This is a genomic window from Croceibacterium segetis (assembly GCF_011320115.1).
In the GTDB taxonomy this organism is placed as follows: Bacteria; Pseudomonadota; Alphaproteobacteria; order Sphingomonadales; family Sphingomonadaceae; genus Croceibacterium_B; species Croceibacterium_B segetis.
Map to the genome: position 1 here is coordinate 259,607 of NZ_JAANOZ010000002.1, position 20,383 is coordinate 279,989.

22 protein-coding genes are annotated in these 20,383 nt (G+C 65.2%); 7 read left to right on the forward strand and 15 right to left on the reverse strand.

Annotation, left to right across the window (positions count from 1 at the left end):
* Window positions 1-4 precede the first annotated feature (4 nt).
* The 7 genes from G7B69_RS03125 to G7B69_RS03155 all read right to left on the reverse strand — a co-directional run bounded on the left by G7B69_RS03125 (window position 5) and on the right by G7B69_RS03155 (window position 6,363).
* Window positions 5-172 (reverse strand): YezD family protein, encoded by a 168-nt coding sequence (locus tag G7B69_RS03125; RefSeq protein WP_166175972.1) that lies wholly within the window; start codon window positions 170-172, stop codon window positions 5-7.
* Window positions 169-1,215, reverse strand: coding sequence for a sulfate/molybdate ABC transporter ATP-binding protein (locus G7B69_RS03130; RefSeq protein WP_166175974.1), 1,047 nt, complete (start codon window positions 1,213-1,215; stop codon window positions 169-171). Before G7B69_RS03130 ends, G7B69_RS03125 begins: the two co-directional genes overlap by 4 nt.
* On the reverse strand, window positions 1,212-2,048 hold the full coding sequence (gene cysW, locus G7B69_RS03135; protein WP_166175976.1) for a sulfate ABC transporter permease subunit CysW: 837 nt from the start codon (window positions 2,046-2,048) through the stop codon (window positions 1,212-1,214). Before cysW ends, G7B69_RS03130 begins: the two co-directional genes overlap by 4 nt.
* Window positions 2,045-2,920 carry a sulfate ABC transporter permease subunit CysT gene (cysT, locus tag G7B69_RS03140; RefSeq protein ID WP_243415008.1) on the reverse strand — a complete coding sequence of 292 codons (876 nt, stop codon included), beginning with the start codon at window positions 2,918-2,920 and terminating at the stop codon, window positions 2,045-2,047. The genes cysW and cysT overlap by 4 nt, the downstream gene beginning before the upstream one ends.
* Before the next feature lie 18 nt (window positions 2,921-2,938).
* The gene (locus G7B69_RS03145; RefSeq protein WP_243415009.1) at window positions 2,939-3,994 is read right to left on the reverse strand and encodes a sulfate ABC transporter substrate-binding protein; all 1,056 of its coding nucleotides are present in this window, start codon (window positions 3,992-3,994) and stop codon (window positions 2,939-2,941) included.
* Between the two features lie 110 nt (window positions 3,995-4,104).
* On the reverse strand, window positions 4,105-4,563 hold the full coding sequence (locus G7B69_RS03150; protein ID WP_166175978.1) for an RrF2 family transcriptional regulator: 459 nt from the start codon (window positions 4,561-4,563) through the stop codon (window positions 4,105-4,107).
* A 60-nt stretch (window positions 4,564-4,623) separates the two neighbouring features.
* A complete protein-coding gene (locus tag G7B69_RS03155; RefSeq protein ID WP_166175980.1) occupies window positions 4,624-6,363 on the reverse strand; it encodes an SLC13 family permease in 1,740 nt (579 codons plus the stop codon).
* Window positions 6,364-6,488: 125 nt separating this feature from the next.
* Between G7B69_RS03155 and G7B69_RS03160 the strand changes: the two genes are divergently transcribed.
* Together G7B69_RS03160 and G7B69_RS03165 are read left to right on the forward strand one after the other, a co-directional pair.
* Window positions 6,489-7,292, forward strand: coding sequence for a lipid II flippase Amj family protein (locus G7B69_RS03160; protein ID WP_166175982.1), 804 nt, complete (start codon window positions 6,489-6,491; stop codon window positions 7,290-7,292).
* 124 nt (window positions 7,293-7,416) lie between these two features.
* Complete coding sequence (locus tag G7B69_RS03165) at window positions 7,417-7,635, forward strand: hypothetical protein (protein WP_166175984.1); 219 nt, start codon at window positions 7,417-7,419, stop codon at window positions 7,633-7,635.
* On the opposite strand, the gene G7B69_RS03170 is transcribed toward G7B69_RS03165, so the two are convergent.
* On the reverse strand, window positions 7,632-8,159 hold the full coding sequence (locus G7B69_RS03170; RefSeq protein WP_166175986.1) for a CcdC protein domain-containing protein: 528 nt from the start codon (window positions 8,157-8,159) through the stop codon (window positions 7,632-7,634). The two genes, G7B69_RS03165 and G7B69_RS03170, sit on opposite strands and share 4 nt — an antisense overlap.
* On the opposite strand from G7B69_RS03170, the gene G7B69_RS03175 reads away from it, so the two are divergent.
* On the forward strand, window positions 8,158-8,340 hold the full coding sequence (locus G7B69_RS03175) for a hypothetical protein (protein ID WP_166175987.1): 183 nt from the start codon (window positions 8,158-8,160) through the stop codon (window positions 8,338-8,340). The two genes, G7B69_RS03170 and G7B69_RS03175, sit on opposite strands and share 2 nt — an antisense overlap.
* A gap of 27 nt (window positions 8,341-8,367) precedes the next feature.
* Window positions 8,368-10,041 carry an energy-dependent translational throttle protein EttA gene (gene ettA, locus G7B69_RS03180; RefSeq protein WP_166175989.1) on the forward strand — a complete coding sequence of 558 codons (1,674 nt, stop codon included), beginning with the start codon at window positions 8,368-8,370 and terminating at the stop codon, window positions 10,039-10,041.
* A 21-nt stretch (window positions 10,042-10,062) separates the two neighbouring features.
* Here ettA and G7B69_RS03185 read toward each other — a convergent pair whose 3' ends face one another.
* Together G7B69_RS03185 and G7B69_RS03190 are read right to left on the reverse strand one after the other, a co-directional pair.
* On the reverse strand, window positions 10,063-10,890 hold the full coding sequence (locus tag G7B69_RS03185; RefSeq protein WP_166175991.1) for a substrate-binding domain-containing protein: 828 nt from the start codon (window positions 10,888-10,890) through the stop codon (window positions 10,063-10,065).
* Between the two features lie 116 nt (window positions 10,891-11,006).
* Entirely contained in the window at window positions 11,007-12,350 is a 1,344-nt protein-coding gene (locus G7B69_RS03190) for a chloride channel protein (RefSeq protein WP_166175993.1), read from the reverse strand.
* A gap of 178 nt (window positions 12,351-12,528) precedes the next feature.
* Between G7B69_RS03190 and G7B69_RS03195 the strand changes: the two genes are divergently transcribed.
* Window positions 12,529-13,443 carry an RcnB family protein gene (locus G7B69_RS03195; RefSeq protein WP_166175996.1) on the forward strand — a complete coding sequence of 305 codons (915 nt, stop codon included), beginning with the start codon at window positions 12,529-12,531 and terminating at the stop codon, window positions 13,441-13,443.
* A gap of 89 nt (window positions 13,444-13,532) precedes the next feature.
* Here the strand turns inward: G7B69_RS03195 and G7B69_RS03200 are convergent, their stop codons facing one another.
* Window positions 13,533-14,078 (reverse strand): cytochrome b, encoded by a 546-nt coding sequence (locus G7B69_RS03200; protein ID WP_166175998.1) that lies wholly within the window; start codon window positions 14,076-14,078, stop codon window positions 13,533-13,535.
* Between the two features lie 93 nt (window positions 14,079-14,171).
* Between G7B69_RS03200 and G7B69_RS03205 the strand changes: the two genes are divergently transcribed.
* Window positions 14,172-14,858, forward strand: a complete 687-nt coding sequence (locus G7B69_RS03205) for a prolyl hydroxylase family protein (protein ID WP_243415011.1) — start codon at window positions 14,172-14,174, stop codon at window positions 14,856-14,858.
* Between the two features lie 4 nt (window positions 14,859-14,862).
* Here G7B69_RS03205 and G7B69_RS03210 read toward each other — a convergent pair whose 3' ends face one another.
* From G7B69_RS03210 to G7B69_RS03220, 3 genes are read right to left on the reverse strand one after another with little or no spacing between them, the layout of a single operon-like run.
* Window positions 14,863-16,149, reverse strand: a complete 1,287-nt coding sequence (locus G7B69_RS03210) for an NRAMP family divalent metal transporter (protein WP_166176000.1) — start codon at window positions 16,147-16,149, stop codon at window positions 14,863-14,865.
* A gap of 5 nt (window positions 16,150-16,154) precedes the next feature.
* Complete coding sequence (locus G7B69_RS03215) at window positions 16,155-16,724, reverse strand: DUF1003 domain-containing protein (protein ID WP_166176002.1); 570 nt, start codon at window positions 16,722-16,724, stop codon at window positions 16,155-16,157.
* Window positions 16,721-18,322: a lysine--tRNA ligase gene (locus G7B69_RS03220; RefSeq protein ID WP_166176004.1), complete on the reverse strand. Its 1,602-nt coding sequence runs from the start codon at window positions 18,320-18,322 to the stop codon at window positions 16,721-16,723. Before G7B69_RS03220 ends, G7B69_RS03215 begins: the two co-directional genes overlap by 4 nt.
* Window positions 18,323-18,495: 173 nt before the next feature.
* Here G7B69_RS03220 and chrA point away from each other — a divergent pair, with 173 nt between their 5' ends.
* Window positions 18,496-19,812, forward strand: a complete 1,317-nt coding sequence (gene chrA / locus G7B69_RS03225) for a chromate efflux transporter (protein ID WP_166176006.1) — start codon at window positions 18,496-18,498, stop codon at window positions 19,810-19,812.
* Between the two features lie 51 nt (window positions 19,813-19,863).
* Here the strand turns inward: chrA and G7B69_RS03230 are convergent, their stop codons facing one another.
* Entirely contained in the window at window positions 19,864-20,262 is a 399-nt protein-coding gene (locus G7B69_RS03230; protein WP_166176008.1) for a DUF6632 domain-containing protein, read from the reverse strand.
* Between the last annotated feature and the right edge of the window lie 121 nt (window positions 20,263-20,383).

Below are 20,383 nucleotides of genomic sequence, written 5' to 3' on the forward strand. Positions count from 1 at the left end.
GTGGTCAGGAAGACTTGAGCCGTTTCTTCTCGGTTACATCGATCTGCACCACGCGGTCCTCGTGGATGGTGATCGCGACCGAGCCGTAGCGCAGCGCAAGCAGCGCTTCGCGCACGTCGGCGAGGCTTTCGTCGATGTGCTGTCGTTTGTCGGGGCGGACATGGATCGTCAATGGGCGCGCTCCACGGCGAACACACGTGCGCGGGTGATGGAGAATGCCAATTGGCTGCCGAGCTGTGGCGCCGGCTGGTCGGCATCGAGATCGATCTCGACGATCTGGCCCGAGCTGTTCACGGTGCCTTCGACGCGCCAACTCCCGCCGCGCCGATAAACTCCGCTGACGTGGAGGGGCAGGCCGTGGCCGTTCTCGCTCAAGACGACGTCATGGGGCCGAAAATCGAGGCGCGCGTTGCCGTCGCGCAGGCGGTCCACAGCGACGTCGAGCGCCTGGTCCTCGAACTGCGCGCGGCCGCCTCGCACCGTCACCGGCAGGCTGTTGCAGTCGCCGACGAATCCCGAGACGAAGCCGCTGCGCGGCGCCATGTAGACTTCTTCGGGTGTGCCGATCTGTTCGATTACGCCGCGATCGAGGACGACGACCCGGTCGGCCAGTTCGAGTGCTTCCTCCTGGTCGTGGGTGACGAAGATCGAGGTCAGGCCCATCTGCTCGTGCAACTGCCGCAGCCAGCGACGCAGCTCCTTGCGGACCTTAGCGTCGAGTGCGCCAAACGGTTCGTCCAGCAGCAGCAATTGCGGTTCGACCGCGAGAGCGCGTGCCAATGCGACGCGCTGTTGCTGGCCGCCGGAAAGCTGCGCCGGATACCGGTCGCCGAGGCCGTCGAGCTGCACGAGATCGAGAAGTTCGCGAGCGCGTGCGCGGATCTTTGCTCTCGACGGGCGCTGCGCGCGCGACCGGACGGAAAGACCGAAGCCGACGTTGTCGAGCACGGTCATGTGCTTGAACAGCGCATATTGCTGGAACACGAAGCCGACCTTGCGCTCTGCCACAGGCAGCTCGGTCACGTCCTCGCCATTGAAGCGGACATATCCCTCGTCCGGGAACGCAAGGCCGGCGATGATCCGCAGCAACGTCGTCTTGCCCGAGCCCGAGGGGCCGAGCAGCGCCAGGAATTCGCCGTCACGCACCGTCAGGTCAACATTGTGGAGGGCGGCGAACGCGCCGAAGCTCTTCGAAATATGGTGCAGGCTGATCATCGGGCACTCCGGTGCGAATAGCCGAACTTCCATTCGAGCGAGGTCTTGAGGACGAGCGTCACCAGCGCGAGCAGCGCCAGCAGCGAGGCGACGGCGAAGGCGGCGACGAAGTTGTATTCGTTGTAGAGAATCTCGACGTGCAAAGGCATCGTGTTGGTCAGGCCGCGCAGGTGACCCGAGACAACTGACACAGCACCGAACTCCCCCATGGCCCTCGCGTTGCACAGCAGCACGCCGTAGAGCAGCCCCCAGCGAATATTTGGCAGCGTCACCCGCAGGAACGTCCTGAAACCGCTCGCCCCAAGGGCGAGCGCGGCTTCCTCGTCATTGCGGCCTTGCTCCTGCATCAGCGGGATCAGCTCGCGCGCGACGAAGGGGAAGGTGACCAGGACCGTCGCCAGCACGATGCTGGGCACCGCGAAGATAATCCGCACCCCGTGGTCGATCAGCCATGGTCCCGCCCAGCCCTGCGCGCCGAACAAGAGCACGTAGACCAGGCCGGCAACGACCGGCGAGATCGAGAACGGCAGGTCGATCAGCGTGACCAGCACGCTCTTGCCTCGGAAATCGAACTTGGCGATCGCCCAGGCGGCGCACAGACCGAAGACCACATTGAGCGGCACGCTTATCGCCGCAACCAGCAGCGTGAGCTTGATTGCAGAGATCGCGTCGGGCTCGACCAGCGCCGCGCCGTAAGTCGCGAAGCCTTTCGACAGGGCCTCCGCGAAGACGGCGACGAGCGGCAGCACAAGGAAGAATCCGATGAAGACCAGCGCGCCGAGGATCAGGAGGCGTCGGACGGCGAGCGAATGGTTGGGGAGGCGCGCGCTCATTGATCGACCTTTCTGCGCGTCCACGCCTGGATCCCATTGATCACCAACAGCATCGCGAATGACGCGAGCAACATGACCGTCGCGATCGCGGTCGCCGCGGCGTAGTCGTATTGCTCGAGCTGGGTGACGATCAGCAGCGGGGCGATCTCGGACTTGAACGGCATGTTGCCGGCGATGAAGATTACCGAGCCATATTCGCCAATCCCTCTTGCCAACGCGAGCGCGAAGCCGGTCAGCAATGCCGGCATGATGGCCGGCAGGATGACCCGCGCGAACACCTGCCACGGCCGCGCGCCGAGCGAGAGTGCGGCGTCCTCGACGTCGACCCGCACGTCGGCCAGCACCGGCTCGACCGAGCGGACGATGAACGGCAATCCGATGAAGATCAGCGCAATGGTGATGCCGATCGGCGTGTAGGCGACCTTGATGCCGAGCGGCTCGAGGAAGCGCCCGACCCACCCGTTAGGCGAATAAAGCGCGGTCAGCGCAATGCCCGCGACCGCCGTAGGAAGCGCGAACGGCAGATCGACCATCGCGTTGAGCACACGCTTGCCGGGAAACTCGTAGCGAACGAAGACCCACGCGGTGAGCAGACCGAACACTCCATTGATCACCGCCGCCGCTAGAACCGTTCCGAAGCTGATCCGGTAGGCCGCCATGGCTCGTTCGGAGAACCCTACGGCGAGGAACTCCGACCAACCGAGTCCCGCCGCCCGCAGGAACAGCGCGCTTAACGGGATCAGCACGATCAGCGATAGCCACGCGAGCGTGAAGCCCATCGTTAGCCCGAAGCCGGGGATGATCGACTTGCGGCTGCGCCGGCGCCTTCGGGGGCGTTCGATCACGGCCTGCATCTGCAGTTGACTGCTCAACGCGATCTCCATGGCGGCTTACTTCTTGGCTCTCGAATAGATCGCGTCGAACACGCCGCCGTCGGCGAAAAAGCGTTTTTGCGCGGCCTGCCAGCCGCCGAACGCGCCATCGATCGTCACGAGGTTGATCCTGGGGAATTCGGAGGCGTGCTTCGCCTGCACCGCCGGATCGATCGGACGGTAATAGTTCTGCGCGATGATCTCCTGGGCCTCGGGCGTGTAGAGATACTTGAGATAGGCTTCGGCGACCTTCTCGGTGCCGTGGCGCGTGGCGTTGCCGTCGAGCACCGCGACCTGCGGCTCGGCGAGCACCGAGATCGAGGGAACGACGACCTCGAATTTGCCTTCGCCGAGTTCCTTCTGCGCTAGGAACGCTTCGTTCTCCCACGCCAGCAGGACATCGCCGATGCCCCGTTCGACGAATGTGGTGGTCGAGCCGCGCGCGCCGCTGTCGAGCACCGGCACGTTGGCGAAGAGCTTCTTGACGAAGTCCTGCGCTGCGGCATCGGAGCCGCCCCCTTGTTTGGCGTAGGCCCACGCGGCCAAGAAGTTCCAGCGCGCCCCGCCGCTGGTCTTGGGGTTGGGCGTAATGACCGCGATCCCAGGCTTCACCAGGTCGCCCCAGTCCTTGATGCCCTTGGGATTGCCCTTGCGCACGAGGAACACGATCGTCGAGGTATAGGGCGCGCTGTTGTGCGGCAGGCGCGCTTGCCAGCCCGGCGTCAGGGCCTTGGACCGCTGCGCGATCTCGTCGGTGTCATAGCCGAGCGCAAGTGTGGCAACATCGGCATCGAGCCCGTCGATCACCGCGCGGGCCTGCTTGCCCGATCCGCCGTGGCTCATGTTGATCTTCACGTCCTGGCCGGTCTCGGCCTTCCACGAAGCAGCGAATTTCGGGTTGATTGCCTCGTAAAGCTCGCGCGTAGGGTCGTAGGACACGTTCAGCAGCTGAACGGGTGCCGACGCCGCTGGCGCCTCGCTGTCCTTCGATTCGGTCTTGTTCGAGCAGGCGGCGAGGAGGGCCGCGCCGGACAAGGCCATGACGAACGAACGCCAATGCGTTGCGAATTTCATCCAGCAATCTCCCTAGAAAGGCCGGACGAACGCGCGTCCTCGAGCCGGGGTTTCTAATCCCCTTTATCTCTACCTGTTAAATAGGGATATGCAAGCGGACTTTTGATGCCCTAGCCGACGAGCCGGCGTTCTTGGCCGGCGTTGCCGCCGTAGGGCGAATCTGCCAGCGCGTCACCGATCGTGCGCGAATCAAGCACTTGGCGGCTGGCATCATAGGCGCGACCGAACTCGCGCCGGATCTCGCACGTCGCTTCGCTGACGCAATCCTCGCAGCGGCGATAGCTTTGCCGTGACAGGCAAGGCAACGGCGCGAGAGGACCCTCGAAAATCCGCAGAACTTCGCCGAAGCTGATCGTATCCGCCGGGCGAAGCATGACATAGCCCCCGCTCTTCCCGCGGCGACTGTCGAGGATGCCGGCTTTCTTCAAGTCGAGCAGGATCTGTTCGAGGAACTTGTGCGGAATGTTGTATCGGCGAGCGATCTCGGCACTGGTCAGGGACTCGCCTTCCGGCGCGGCGGCCACCGCCAGAAGCGCCCTGAACGCATATTTGGCTTTGTTCGAGATCACTGGTCAATTCCCTAGTCGCGAAGTCGGCATTTAGACCGGTGAAGCAAATTTTGCAAGCGATCAGCCGGGCAGCATCAGCGACAGCACGAACACCGCCAAGGCGAAGCAGAGGATGGTGAGGGGAACCCCGAGGCGCGGGAAGTCCATGAAGCGGTAGCCGCCGGCGCCCATGACCACGGCATTATTGTGATGCCCGAAGGGGGTGAGGAAATCGAGTGAGGCGCCGACCGCGACTGCCATCAGCAGGGGCTCGATCGGGGTTCCCGTGCGCGACGCCAGGCCGGCTGCGATCGGACTAAGCACAGCCGCCGTCGAAACATTGTCGATGAAGGGAGTAATCGCCACCGCCAGCAGCAGCATCGCGCTCCCCACCACCAGCGGCTGCGCCGACGGCAAGTAAGTGGCGATCTCGTTGGCGATCAGGCGCGCGGCTCCCGTATCTTCTACCGCCAGGCCCAAGGGAATCATGCAGGCGAGAAGGATCACGATGCTCCAGTTGAGGTCCTGCAGCGCCGTGCGCAGATTGAGGCTTCCGGCCATCGCCATCGCCACCACCACCGCGCCGAACGCGATCTCGGTAGGCGCCAGGTCGAATGCGGTGACCAGGATGCCAAGCGCGAAGATGCCAATGCTAAGCCACGCCCGCCCGGTGAAACGGCTCGGCCGGCGCGAGGATAACGGAAGAAGACTGCACTCTGCCGCTATCTGCCGCAGGTCGTCGCGCTCGCCCGAGAGCACCAGCATGTCGCCCATGCCGATCTGGAGATCGTCGAAGCTCCCCTCGATCCTGCCGCGCCGTATCGATATGCCAATGACGTAGAGCGAGTGTTCGGCGAATGAGGGGACGCTGCCGATGCGCGATCCAAGCAGCAGGCTCTCCGGCATGACGACGTATTCCTGCCGCTCGGCAGTATCGGAAATCGCGAGAGGATGGACCAGCCGTTCCGACTGCTCGAACTCGTCAAGCGTGACCAGGTCTGCCTCAACGACGATCGTGTCGCCCGCGGCCAGCGCAATGTCCGACCGACGGGCAAAGACATGGGCACCTTCCCGCATCACGCCATGGACGAACAGCCCCAGTTCCTCCTCGACCTGCGGCAAGCGCAGACCGATCAATGGAGACCCCTCGGGGACGCGCCGCTCGGCGAGGAAGTTCACCGGCGAGGGATCGGAAACGGTCGAGCTTTCGGTAAAGCGCGCGAAAGTTCGCGGCGATGCGGCGACAATCCAGACAAGCCCGGCGAGTGTGAGCGGCCCTCCCAGCATCGCGAGTTCGAAGTAGCCGAAGCCCCTGCCGATCTCGCCGATCAACCACTGGTTCACCACCAGATTGGCCGGCGTGCCGGTGAGCGAGCACATTCCGCCGAGCAGCGTCGCGAAGCTTAGCGGCATCAGCATCCGTGCCGGCGAAATATCCAGCCGCTGGCAGACAGACATCGTGACCGGGAACATGAGCGCCAGCGCGCCGATATTGTTCATGAATACCGACACCGCCGCACCGGTCAGGCAGACAATCGCCAGCACCGTTCGCTCGGTCTGAAAGTGATAAACGATTCTTCGCGCGAAGCTGTCGATCACCCGCGTGCGCGAAAGCGCCGCGACCACCAGCAGAACCTCGACCACGGTGATCACCGCCGAGCTGGCGAAGCCGGCGAAGACGTTCTGAACAGGAACAATGCCGGTGACGAAGCCGGCCGCAAGCCCACACAGAGCGACGAGTTCGACGCGAAATCGCTCGGTCGCATAGGCAACGAGCATGCCTAGCAGAATCGCGACAATGGCCGCTTGCGCGAATGTCATCAGGTTTGCGTCATCCTGCCGGTCAGCTGCGGATTCTCGTCATCTGTTCGCGCGAAGGCAATGGCACAAAGCAGAGTTCGCCAGTAAAGCCTAGTGATCCACTAGGGTTTAAAGAGGGCCGAATTATGGACGTGCAACTGGCAGTCATTTGCGGCCTCACCTTCGGCATCCAGCTGATCGGCGCCCTGGCATACGCGGCACGGATCGCCGGCGTTCGCACCGGACGGATCGCGATGTCGTTCGCACTGTTCAACGTGCTGGTCCTGCTTTCGCGGCTGTCGAACGGTTTCCTTGGGCCTTTCCTAGCCAGCCGCATCGAGAAGGCGCTCGCCGCGGGAACGGGCGACCATCTGCTCGGCGACTTCCGGTTGGTGCTTCTTTCCGCGACGCTGGCTACGATAGTTGGCACGATCATGGTGCCGACTGTGCAACGCTGGTTCTCCACCGCCATCGGCGATTTCCAGCAACATCGTTCAATCGCGCGCCTGCTGCTTCACGCCTTCGCCAGGGGAGGCATCGGATACCTCAAGCAAACGACCACGCCGCCCAAGCTGACGCACTTCAAAGACCTCGGGAAACCGCGCGGCGTGTCGCTCAAGGTCATCCTGCTCAATGTCGTCGCGCAAGCTTTGCTGACCGTCGGCGTGGTCGCGTCGCTTTACGCCGGTTACCTCTTTCCAGAATACCGCGTCACGGCCTCCCAGCTTTCGGCGATCGTCAACGGAATGGCGACGCTCATGCTGTTCATCCTGATCGATCCGCAGCTCTCGGTGATGACCGACGACGTCGTCGCGGGCCAGGTCAGCGAGCCGGTATTCCGGCGCACGATCGTCTGGCTCTCGCTTAGCCGGGTCGCCGGGACGGTTCTCGCGCAGGCATTGTTTCTCCCGGCGGCATGGCTCGTAGTCGCTGCCGCGAAGGCGTTTTAGCGCGACCCGAGCCCTTGCGTGCAAGGCGGTCCACGGGCCCGGTTCACATGAATTAATGAACGACCGCTGCCGCAAGTGTATGCTCGCGGCGAGAGGGGGGCGAGTCGCGAGAGGAGCCCGGCCGATGCCGAAGTACACGCTGCTGTTCACCCCTAAGGGCAACGAACCGGCGCAGCAGATCGACTGCGTCGCGCCCAATGCATGGCTGGCCTTGGAAAAGTCCCGCAGCGCCATCGGCCGCCGCACCATCGAGCTGCGGGAAGGCAGCCGCAGCCTCGGCCGGTTCCGCCACGGCTTTCCGAGCGGCACGGGCGTCTGGGAAATATCGCCCCGCGAAGCTTAGGCAGTTTCCCCCGCTTCCAGGTGGGCCTTCGTCAGGCGCGTCGCGCGCAGCGCCATTTCGCCGCGCTGGGTGCCGAACAGGCCGAACGCGAAGACCACGAAGGCGCTGTTGATCAGCCCGATGTCGATGGCGCCGGCATCGGCTTCCATGACCAGGCCCTCACGCAGCGCCATGCGCAGGACGAGCAGCACCACCAGAAACACCAGCGCCCAGCCCGATCCCTGGGTCATCAGGCCGCCGCTTTCGGGATCGACCCAGATCTTCATCAGCCGTCCGCGTTGCCAGCCGAGCGCCGCGCCGAGAAGCAGGGCGAGCGCGAGCCAGGCCCAGTCCAGTCCGTGCGGCGGGAACTGCGCCAGGGTGAGCCCACTGACGACGAGGAAGATCGCCGGCACGACCCACAGCGTGCCGAGCTTTAACGGCCGCTGCACTTTCATCCGCCGGACGCGGAAAAACAGCACCACACCGATCACCAGGATCGGGATGACGATCGAGTAGATGTTGGACGGGGGAGACGACTGCATGGGCAAGATCCTTTCAGGATCGCGGCGGTCGCCTTCCCTATCAGCTAAGCATCGGCGTAAACAGCGCCGGCGCGCCCGCTCACTTCTGCAGCGATTGCGCCGTCTCCAGATGCTTCTTGAGCGCGGCCAGCGCGTGCTTGCTCCGGGCGGCCGCAACCCCTATCTGCGCGCCAACTCCTGACACCACCCGATTACCCAAGGACCTCCGATGGCCGCCCAGTACGCATACGTCATGAAGAACATGACGAAGACCTTCCCCGGCGCGCAGAAGCCGGTGCTGTCGAATATCAACCTGCAGTTCTACCAGGGCGCCAAGATCGGCATCGTCGGCCCCAACGGCGTCGGCAAGTCGACGCTGATGAAGATCATGGCGGGCATCGACACCGAATACACCGGGGAGGCCTGGCCGGGCGAGTACATCACTGTGGGCTACCTCGCGCAGGAACCCGAGCTCGACCCGTCCAAGACCGTGCTCGAGAACGTCAAGGACGGCGCGCGCGAGATCGCCGACATGGTCGAGCGGTTCAACCAGATCGGCATGGAGATGGGCGAGGATGGCGCCGACTTCGACGCGCTCGGGGCGGAGATGGGCGAGTTGCAGGAGAAGATCGACGCGGTCGACGGCTGGACCCTCGATAACCAGCTCGAGATCGCCATGGAGGCCCTGCGCTGCCCGCCCGGCGATTCCGCGGTAGACAACCTCTCAGGCGGCGAGAAGCGCCGCGTCGCCCTCACCCGGCTGCTGATCCAGAAGCCGGGCATTCTCCTGCTCGACGAACCGACCAACCATCTCGATGCCGAAAGTGTCGAATGGCTCGAGAACCACCTCAAGGAATATGCCGGCGCGGTGCTGATGATCACCCACGACCGCTACTTCCTCGATCACGTGGTCGACTGGATTCTCGAGCTCGATCGCGGCAAGTACTTCCCTTACGAGGGCAACTACTCGACCTACCTCGAGAAGAAGGCCAAGCGCCTCGCCCAGGAAGAGCGCGAGGAAAGCGGCCGCTCGAAGGCCCTGCGCGAAGAACTCGAGTGGATCCGCCAGACCCCGGCCGCGCGCCAGACCAAAAGCAAGGCGCGCATCCGCAAGTTCGAGCAGCTGCAGGAAGCGCAGAACAACCGCAAACCGGGCAAGGCGCAGATCGTCATCCAGGTGCCCGAGCGGCTCGGCGGCAAGGTCATCGAGGTCAAGAACCTCTCCAAGGCCTATGGCGACAAGCTGCTGTTCGAGGACCTGAGTTTCACCCTGCCCCCGGGCGGCATCGTCGGCGTCATCGGCCCCAACGGCGCCGGCAAGTCGACGCTGTTCAAGCTGATCACCGGCAAGGAAACGCCCGACAGCGGCTCGATCGACATCGGCCCGACCGTGCGCCTCGGCTTCGTCGATCAGAGCCGCGATCACCTCGATCCCAAGCACAACGTGTGGGAGGAAATTTCCGACGGCCTCGATTACATGAAGGTCAACGGCATGGACATGAGCACGCGAGCTTATGTCGGCGCGTTCAACTTCAAGGGCCAGGACCAGCAGAAGAACGTCGGCAAGCTGTCGGGCGGCGAACGCAACCGCGTGCACATGGCCAAGATGCTCAAGACCGGCGGCAACGTGCTGCTATTGGACGAGCCGACCAACGATCTCGACGTCGAAACCCTCGCCGCGCTCGAAGACGCGATCGAGAACTTCGCCGGCTGCGCGGTGGTCATCAGCCACGACCGCTTCTTCCTCGACCGCCTGGCGACGCACATCCTCGCCTTCGAAGGCGACAGCCACGTCGAATGGTTCGAAGGCAACTTCGAAAGCTACGAGGAAGACAAGCGGCGCCGGCTGGGCGATGCAGCCGACCGGCCGACGCGGCTGGCCTACAAGAAACTCACTCGCTGAGGGCGCGACGGGCTCGCTCGCTCAGGCGGCGCATTCGATGACCGATTCGCGTGCCATGATCTCGAACGGCACCTGCTTGTGCTGGTTGGCGCGCGCGGGGTTGCGAAGCCGGTCGACCAGTATCTGGCAGGCGACCTCACCCATCTCCTCGAGCGGCTGACGCACCGAGCTGAGGCGCGGCCGCACCGTCCTGGCGATGGCGTTGTCGTCGAAGCCGGCCAGCGAGATGTCGCCGGGGATGTTGATCCCGGCCGAATTGGCAGCCTCGATCACGCCGACCGCCATTTCGTCGTTGCTGGCGAAGATCGCCGTCGGCTTGGCGGCAAACAGCTTCGCCGCCTGCTCTCGGCCGGACTGGCGTGAGAAGTCGCCCTGCACGATCAAGGCAGGGTCGATACGCAAGCCCTTCCCGCCCAAGGCGTTGGCGTAGCCGTTGTAGCGTCGCATGCTGACCAGGTGAACGTTCGGGCCGCGCACGAAGCCGATGCGCCGATGACCCTTCTGGAGCAGGAGGTCGGTTATCGCCCGGGCCGCGTCGTACTCGTCCATGACCACGGTGTTTCCGCGATCCGTATCGAGAAGAGGGGCGATCCGCACGTACGGCAGCCCGCGCTCCTCGATCAGGTTCAGCACATGGCGATCGTCCGACAACGGCGGCGTCAGGACGATCCCCGCCGGGGGATCGGACTCGAGAAAGTCGGCTACCGATTTGCCAGTGCCGAACAGGTTCTCGGCTTGCACCGGGAACCCGGAGGATTGGCCGAAGCGGCTCGCTCCTTCCTTGATCCGGGACACATACTCATTGCCGTTGTTGTCGAACAGAAGCAGGAATCGTGCACGGGCGTTCATGACCGAAATCCATCCATGACCAGAGCGTAAACTCTATCCGATAACCTTCAAAATTCTCTATTCGATGAAGCTGAATATTCTCTCAAGGCGGGCTGCGGCCCCGTGTAACGCGTCGCTCAGGTGTAGCGGCTCTCTTCCTCGATCACCGGAGGAGGGGATGTCGGTGCCGGCATGAAATCGCGCGCCAACGCGTGGTAGAGCCGCTCGCGGCAGACCAGAGCGCCGGCCCAGTCGCCGATCAGGCAGGTGGCGAACAGAGGCAGGATCGCCGAGGTCGTGCCGGTGGTTTCGCTGAGGATGATCACCGCGGTCAGCGGCGCGCGGACCACGCCGACGAAATAGCCGGCCATGCCGAGCAGCACGATCGCGCCGCTCTGGTCGGACGGAAACAGCGGCGTCAGCAGGTTGCCGACGCCCGCGCCGACCGCGAGCGAAGGCGAGAAGATGCCGCCCGGCATGCCGCTGACGCTGGTCGCCAGAACCGTGAGGAACTTTGCCGGCCCGAACCAGTAGCTGCCTTGCGCACCTTCCAGCAGCGCCCTGGTCGGAACGTAACCGGTGCCCCACGTCGTGCCGCCGCCGAACACGCCGATCGCGGCGACGATGACGCCGCAGCCTAGCGCGGCGAGCAACGGTCGCCTGCCGAGCAGGTCGCGCCAGCGGCCCCCCGGTCCGCGCAGCATCAGGAACGCGCGGGAAAACAATCCGCCGGCGATACCGCCCGCGAGCCCGCACAACGGGGCTGCGATCAGCACGACATGCAGCGGCAGAGCGGACGCCATGTGGCCGAAGTAGACGTAATCGCCCGCGATGCCCTGGCTGGTCAGCCCCGAGATCATCACTGCGCCCATCACCAGCACTGCGACTCGCTGCTCGTAAGCAACCGCCAATTCCTCGATGGCGAAAGCGATGCCCGCAAGCGGCGTGTTGAACGCGCCCGCGACACCCGCTGCTCCTCCGGCGATCAGCACGCCCGGCGTGACGCGAACGCGGAACAGTCGATGTACCTGGGTCATCGCCGCGGCGGCCACTTGCACTGTCGGCCCCTCGCGGCCGACCGAAGCGCCGCCGAACAGTGCAGCGATCGACAGCGCCAGCTTGGCGAAGGCGGTGCGCGCCGAAAGCAGTCCGGCAGTGGTCTCGCCGTCGGGATTGCGGCTCGCGGCGATCACTTGCGGAATGCCCGAGCCTCGCGAAGCGGGAGCCAGCGAACGAGTCAGCGCGGCGATGACCACAAACAGCAACGGTGTGAGCAATAGCGGGGCGTAGGGTTCCTCGCGCACCAGACCGGCGAAATTCCGCTGCGCGAAATCGGCGGCCCAGGCGAACAGCGTGGCTAGCACGCCGATCAGCAGCGCCGACGTAAGCATCGCCAGCCGCCGGCGCCATTCATCCAATTCGATCAGGTCCTGGGGGACCATCGCGGCGAGGCGCTGAAAGACGGCGGAGTAAGGCTTCATCGACCCGGCCCTAACGGCGCAGGATGGCGAAATCCACCCGGCGAAATACGTTCAGGTTGGCGGAGACAAACATGAACAATAGGCCACACGGACAGTTCAGATATCGGACAGGACGACTGGCTTAGTCATCCTCTCATCACGCGCCGCTCCCACTCGCGGCAGACCAGGAGATGCCGCAATGCAATTCAAGTTCTTCACCGGCGGGGCATTGGCCGCAGTGGCCGCGACCCTTGCCCTCACCGCCGTTCCGGCCTCGGCCCGCGAGGCTGACCGCCATGACGACCGCGGCAGGCACCAGCAGGAGACGACCGATAACGGCCAGCAGACCCAGCGCTGGGGCGGGCGGGATCAGCCCACGGCCCGGCCGGATCGGGCCGCGCCCCAGGCGCAGCGCCAGCGCGACTGGACGCCGCAGGCGCGCGAGCAACAGCCGCAGCAACGGCGCACCCGGACCCGCCAGGAGGCTCCGCAGCAGGTGCAACGGCAGCAGCAACGGGGCTGGGCACAGCGGGGCACCTGGAGCGATCCCGCGCAACAGCGGCAGCAGGCGCAAGCGCAGCAGACGCAGCGGTGGGCCGGAAACGATCAGCGAGCCGAACGCAACCGCACCTACGTCGACCGCGAGCGGACCACGACATACGGCACCAATGGCAGCAATTGGCGCGACCGCCGGAGCGGCAGCGACGGCAACTGGCGCGACAACCGCCGCGGCGACGACAGCAACTGGCGCGACAACCGCAACGGCAGCGATCGCAACTGGCGTGACGGCGATCGTGACGGCCAACGCTGGGACCGTAACTGGCGCAGCAGCAGCCGCTACGACTGGCAGCGGTACCGCACAACCAACCGCAACGCCTACCACATCGGCCGCTACTACGCGCCGTACCGCAACTACAGCTACCGCCGCCTGGGCATCGGGTTCTCGCTGAACTCGCTGTTCTACTCGGACCGCTACTGGATCAACGATCCGTGGCAGTACCGCCTGCCCGACGTCTACGGCCCCTATCGCTGGGTCCGCTACTACGACGACGCGCTGCTGGTCGACATCTACAGCGGCGAAGTCGTCGACGTGATCTACGACTTCTTCTGGTAAGCCGCTCGGCCGGCTTGCTGCCGGATTGAGTGGACCGGCACAAGCGAAGCCCCCGGCCGAAAGGCCGGGGGTTTCTGCGTCTTAGCGCCTCAGGGCTTCGGTGTACCGAACGGCAGCATCCGGTAGAGGTTGCCATCCTTGTCCCAGAAGTGGTGCTTAAGCGCGCCGAGCACGTGCAGCACGATCAGGTAGAGCATGACCTCGCCGAGAGTGCCGTGGAGTTCCTGCAGCTCATGGCCGAGCCCGCGGTTCTCGCCGAAAGGCAGGTTGGGGATCGTGAACAGCCCGAAGAAGTCGGTCGGCTGGTTCCACATCGAGGTGCCGATCCACGCCATCAGCGGCAGGCCGACGAGCAGGACGTAGAAGACGAAGTGCACCGTGCGCGCAAGGACGCGCTCCCACGCCGCAAGGTCGCTCGAGAACGGCGGCGCGCGGTGGGTCAGGCGCCATACCAGACGCAGCACCGTGAGGACGAGGATCGCCATACCGAGCGCAAAATGCGGCTGGAGCACGGCGAAGTGCTGGCCGCGCGGCGCGTGCTCCGCAGCGTCGGCCAGGCGCCAATCGACGATAACGGCAATGGCGATCAGCCAGTGGAGCGTCATCGCTCCGATGGAGTAGCGGTTCGTCGGCATGTCCTTTCCTTTCGCCCTGCAACCTAGCGGCCAAGCTGCAGCGGGCAAGAGCGCCTCTTGCATCGGCTGCTCGGGAATGGATATGCCAGACTCATGGCCCGTTTCATGATCCGCAACAAAAAGCCCGAAATTGCCGACCAGACGGCGCTCAAGCACGTCGGCGAGCAGGTCCGCAAGCGGCTGGCGGCGAACAAGGCGATCTACCGCTTGCCGACCGAGAAGGCCGAGATCTTCGCGATGGGTGATTTCATGAGCCCTGACGAATGCGCAAGGATGATCGCGATGATCGACCAGGTCGCGCGGCCGAGCTCGGTGTTCGACGTCGAATACGGCGCCGATTATCGCACTTCGTACTCCGGCGACGTCGATCCTCACGATCCGTTCGTCAAGAAGATCAGCCGTCGGATCGACGACCTGCTCGGACTCGAATCCGCATGGGGCGAGACGGTCCAGGGCCAGCGCTACCTGCCCGGCCAGCACTTCAGCCCGCACTGCGACTGGTTCTACACCGAGGCCGGGTACTGGCCCAAGGAGTCCGCCCGCGGAGGGCAGCGCAGCTGGACGGCGATGGTCTACCTCAATCCGGTCGAAGCCGGCGGATCGACCGACTTCACCCAGATCGGCCTGTCGATCGAGCCCAAGCCCGGCGCGATCCTCATGTGGAACAACGCCGACGCGGAGGGCGAGCCCAACCGCTGGACCCTGCATTCGGGCACGCAAGTCACCGCCGGGGTCAAGTACATCATCACCAAGTGGTATCGCACCCGGAAATGGAACTGACCGGCTAGAGGGAAGTCAGCGCCATCGCGACCACCGCCGCCGCCATCACCGCGGTGGCCAACCACCCGAGCCACCGCAGCGGACCGCGCACGGTGAACCGGCCCATCACGTCGGCGCGCGCGGTGAGCAGCATCATGATCGCCATCACCGGCACCGCGACCACGCCGTTGATCACCGCGGTCCAGTAGAGCGCCTTGATCGGGTTGATCGGGGTGAAGTTGATGACCATTCCCACGGCCGTGGCGAACACGATGGCGCCGTAAAAGGCCTTCGCCTGCAGCGGCTTGCGCGCCAGTCCGACCGGCCACCCGCCCGCCTCGCCGAGGGCATAGGCAGCCGATCCGGCAAGCACCGGCACCGCCAGCAGCCCGGTGCCGACGATACCCAGCGCGAAGATGATCGTCGCGCCGGAACCCGCGATCGGCCGTAGCGCCTCGGCCGCCTGGGCCGACGTCTGGATGTCGGTGATCCCGGCGCCGTGCAGTGTGGCGGCGGTGGCGAACACGATGGCCAGCGCCACGAGGTTCGAGGCGGCCATTCCGCCGAGCGTGTCGTATTCGATCCGCTCCAGCTCGGCCTCGCCCTGCTCCGGATCCCTGGTCAGCGCCTGGCGGTCGGGGTTCTCGGCAACGTCTTGGGCTTCTTCCGATGCCTGCCAGAAGAACAGGTACGGGCTGATCGTCGTGCCGAACACGGCGACGATCGTGGTCAGGTAGCCGGTGCTCCAGGCGAAATCGGGGACCACGAGCCGAAGCAGCGCCTCGCCCCAGTCCACTTTCACCAGCACCAGCGTCACGACGTAGGCCAGCAGGGTCAGGCTCAGCCATTTGAGCACCGCGACGTAGCGCTGATAGCTCATGACCACCTGGGTTACCGCGCAGAACGCGGCGAAGCCGACCAGGTAGGCGGCGTCGGGCCCGCCCAGCACCAGGCGCGTCGCGTCGGCCATCGCGCCGAGGTCGGCGCCGATGTTGATCGTGTTGGCGACCAGCAGCAGGGCGACCACGGCGTTGAGCAGCGGGCGCGGATAGTACCGCCGCAAGTTGCCGGCGATGCCGTGCCCGGTCGTGCGGCCGATCCGCGCGCTGATCATCTGTACGGCGGCCATCAGCGGATAAGTCAGCAGCAGGGTCCAGCCGAGGGCGTAGCCGAACGCCGCACCGGCCTGGCTATAAGTGGCGATTCCGCTCGGGTCGTCGTCGGAGGCGCCGGTGATCAACCCTGGGCCGATGATCCGGCGCAGGCGCTCGCGCAGCGTATCCGAGCCGTCCTTGTCCGCGCGACCTTTCACCGCGCCTAATCGCCCAGCTCGTGGATCAGCGACTGGATGTCGTCGACCAGCCGTTCGTCATCCTCGGATTTCCGGGCGGCGCGCAGCATCATGTGGGTGAAACGATCAACGCGGCGAGAAAGGCGCAGAATTTCCAGCTGGGTCCGCAGATTGACCTCGTAATCGTGCCGCGCGGCGATGCGATCCTTCTTCGCTTGACGGTTCTGGCTCATCATGATCACCGGCGCCTGGATCGCGGCGAGCATCGACAGCATCAAGTTGAGGAAGATGAAGGGATAGGCGTCGAACGGCTTGGCCCCCATCTCCTGCAGCACGCCGCTGTTGAGGATCATCCACCCGAACAGCACCACGCCGAAGGCGATGATGAAGCCCCAGCTGCCGCCGACCGCCGCCACCCGGTCGGCCAGGCGGTCGCCGAAGCTCATGTTGAGCTGCGCCGCCTCGTTGGCGTCGACGCCGATGTAGTTGCCCGCCGCGACGCGCTCGAGCACGCTTTGCTCTTCCTCCTCGAGATCGCAGAGTTCGCGCCCGAGCAATTCGCGCGCGAGGCTGTCCGGATCCGACGGGCGGATCATCGCGCGAGCGCCTCGGCGATCAGCTGGCGAGTGTTGGCCACTCCGTAAAGCGCGATGAAGCTGCCCATGCGCGGGCCTTGCGAGCTGCCGAGAAGCGTCTCGTAAAGCGCCCGAAACCAGTCGCGCAGGCTTTCGAAGGCGTAGGTCTCGTCCTTGCCGATCTCGTAGATCGCCGTCTGCAGCTCTTCGGCGGGTGTATCGTCGGGGGCTTCGGCGAGCATGGCGTCGAGAGCCATAAGCGCTTTCGCCTCGTTCGGTTCCGGTGCGCGCCTGACCAGCGTCGGCGCGACGAAGTCGCGATTGTAGGCCAGGGCGCGGTCGACCAACGCCTCGAGCGCGGGATGATGCCGCGGGTCGAGTTCGGCGATGTAGTTGCCGAGATAGGTCCACACCTGCTCGTGCGTCGCATGGGTGCCGAGCACGCCGACGAGGTTGAGCAGCAGGCCGAAGGTCACCGGCAGCGTGTCGCCGTCGCCGCCGTGGTAACCGTTGGTGCGCAGCAAGTGCCAAGCCGGGTTGCCGAGCCGCTGCTCGAGCGGCTGCTCGGGGATCTTGGCGCGAAACTGCCAGTATTCGTCGACCGCTTTCGGAATGACCCCGATGTGCAGGCTCTTGGCGCTTTTCGGCTCGCGATAGATGTAGAAGCCGAGGCTTTCCTCCGTGCCGTAAGTCAGCCATTCCTCGATCGTCAGGCCGTTGCCTTTCGACTTTGAGATCTTCTCGCCCTTTTCGTCGAGGAACAGCTCGTAGATCAGGCCTTCGGGCCGCTGACCGCCGAGCACCTTCACGATCCGCCCCGACTGGGTGACGCTGTCGGTCAGGTCCTTGCCGCACATCTCGTAGTCGACGCCGAGCGCGAACCATCGCATCGCCCAGTCGACCTTCCACTGCAGCTTGGACATGCCGCCGAGCGCCGACTGCTCGACCACCGTCCCGTCCTCGTCCTCGAACCGTATAATTCCCGCGGCGGGATCGATCACCTCGACCGGCACCTGCAGCACGACGCCGCTGTCGGGGCTCACCGGCAGGACCGGCGAATAAGTCCGTCGCCGCTCTTCGCGCAGGGTCGGCAGCATGATGTCCATGATCGAGTGAAAGTGCGTGAGGACGTTGCGCAAGGCGTCGTCGAACGCGCCCGAATTGTACTGATCGGATGCCGAGACGAACTCGTAGTCGAAGCCGAACTGGTCGAGGAAACTGCGCAGCCTGGCGTTGTTATGGTGCGCAAAGCTTTCGAACCCGGCGTTGAACGGGTCGGGAATGCGCGTCAGCGGCTTGCCGAGGTTGGCGGCGAGCAGCGCGTGGTTGGGCACGTTGTCGGGCACCTTGCGCAAGCCGTCCATGTCGTCGCTGAAAGCGACGAGCCTGGTGGGAGCGCCGCCCGAGACGATCTCGTAAGCGCGCCGCACCAGCGTGGTGCGCAGCACTTCCTGGAAGGTGCCGATGTGCGGCAGGCCCGATGGGCCATAGCCTGTCTCAAACAACACGGGCGCCCCGCCCGGTTTTCCGTTGGGATAGCGTTTGACGAGCTTCATCGCCTCCTGGAACGGCCAGGCCTTGGACACGCGGGCGGCTTCGATCAGCGTCTCGTCAATCATCCCGCGCGCTCTTGCGGATGCAGCGCCTGCGCGCAAGCGCGGACTGGCGTCCTTGCGTGGTCGAGAGCTCGCCGGTAGACCTTTCCACCACCGGGGCAAAGCAACCTCCCGGATAGGCTCGGCGCCCAAGCGTTGCCTTCACTTCCGCCGCGGCGGGCATGGAGGTATTGCGAATGGCCAGCGGTCCCCTTCACCATCCCACCTTCTCAGAGCTGACGCGCGTCTCGGCGCGGATCGGCTTTCTCAGCTTCGGCGGACCGGCCGGCCAGATCGCCCTGATGCACCGCGAGCTGGTCGATGAGCGACGCTGGCTGGACGAGGACGAATACCTCCAGGCGCTCAACTTGTGCCACCTCCTCCCCGGACCCGAGGCGCAGCAGCTGGCCACGTGGATCGGCTGGAAGCTCCACGGCTGGAAGGGCGGCGTGATCGCCGGCGGGTTATTCGTCTTCCCCGGCGCGTTCGTCATGCTCGGCCTGTCGATCCTCTACGCGCTCGCCGCCGACCTCGCCTGGTTCGCCGCGCTGTTCCTCGGCATCAAGGCGGCGGTGCTGGCGATCATCGCCCAGGCCTTGGCGCGGATCGCCGGGCGCGCGCTCAAGACCCGGCTGCAGTGGGCCATGGCGCTGGCAGCATTCGCCGCGCTGTTCGCGTTCCAGGCGCCGTTTCCGCTGGTGGTTCTCGGCGCACTGGCGATCGGCCTGTGGGCCGGGGCGAGGCGGCCCGACCTGCTCGCCCTCAAACCGGTGGAGCCCTTGACTGGCCGCGGACGCGCTCCGTGGCGCGCGACCATCGCCGCCGCGCTCGTGTGGGGCACGATCTGGGCGGCGCCGATGGTCCTGGTGCTGGTCCTGCTCGGCCGCGACCACGTTCTATGGCACATCGGCGTGTTCTTCTCGCAGCTTGCGGTGGTGACGTTCGGCGGCGCCTACGCGGTGCTCGCATACATGGCGCAGCAGGCCGTCAGCGGCTTCGGCTGGCTCGGCGCGGGCGAGATGGCCGACGGCCTGGGCCTGGCCGAAACTACGCCCGGCCCGCTGATCATGGTCACCCAGTTCGTCGGCTTCCTCGCCGCCTTCCGCTCGCCCGCGCCGTTCGGACCGATCTTCGCTGGCGTACTCGGCGCGGTGCTAACCACCTGGGTGACCTTCGCGCCATGCTTCCTGTGGATCTTCGCCTTCGCGCCGTGGATGGAGCGCCTCCAGCGCGCGCCCGCGCTCAAGGGCGGGCTGGCGGGGGTGACGGCATCCGTCGTCGGCGTGATCGCCAATCTCGCGCTGTGGTTTTCGCTTCATGTCCTGTTCGTGAGGATCAGGGATTTCGCCTTCGGACCGGTACACCTGCAGGCGCCGGATCTCGCCAGCTTCGATTGGCGGGCCGGGGTGATTTCGGTCGTGGCGGCGGGGCTGATCTTCGCCTTCCGGCGTGGCATCATCACCACGCTGGCGGTTTCGGCAGCGCTCGGCCTGGTGCTGGAGCGACTGGTCTGACGCATCAGCACCGTCCGCCAGTGGATACTGGCGGAAGGCCGAGCGAACCTGTCAGGCCTCGGCGACGTGCCGGACATGCTTCGCCCGGCGCATCAGCGAGCCCAGCGCGAGAGCGATGATCAGCAGCGCCGGCACGTCGCCGACAAGGTGGCCGCGGTGCATCGCCTGCGTCGCGCCCTGCCAGGCCATGACGGCCGCATGGACCACGCTCGACCAGACGGTGAACCAGACAAGCGAAGCGTTCGCCATCGGGTCCCTCGCCGCGCGGATCAGAAATACGCCGAGCGTGGCGTACACCCCGACGATCATCATGTAGTAGTCGTTCGAAGCGGGTGAGCCCTCATGCCAGGCCCAGCCCGAAGGCCAGACAAGCGCGAGAACATAGAGCAGGCAGCACGCCGCTCCGGAGAGGACCAGGGCAGCGGAAAGCAGGGGGTCCTTCGTAGACATTTGAGTTCACCTTTCCTGAGCTAGCGCGACCCGTTTCGCGGTCCCGTTAGTTCGCTTGGAGTCTTCGATGCCAATTGAAGATCATGCGTGCCCCATAAGGCAGACTTATGGATTCGAGGGG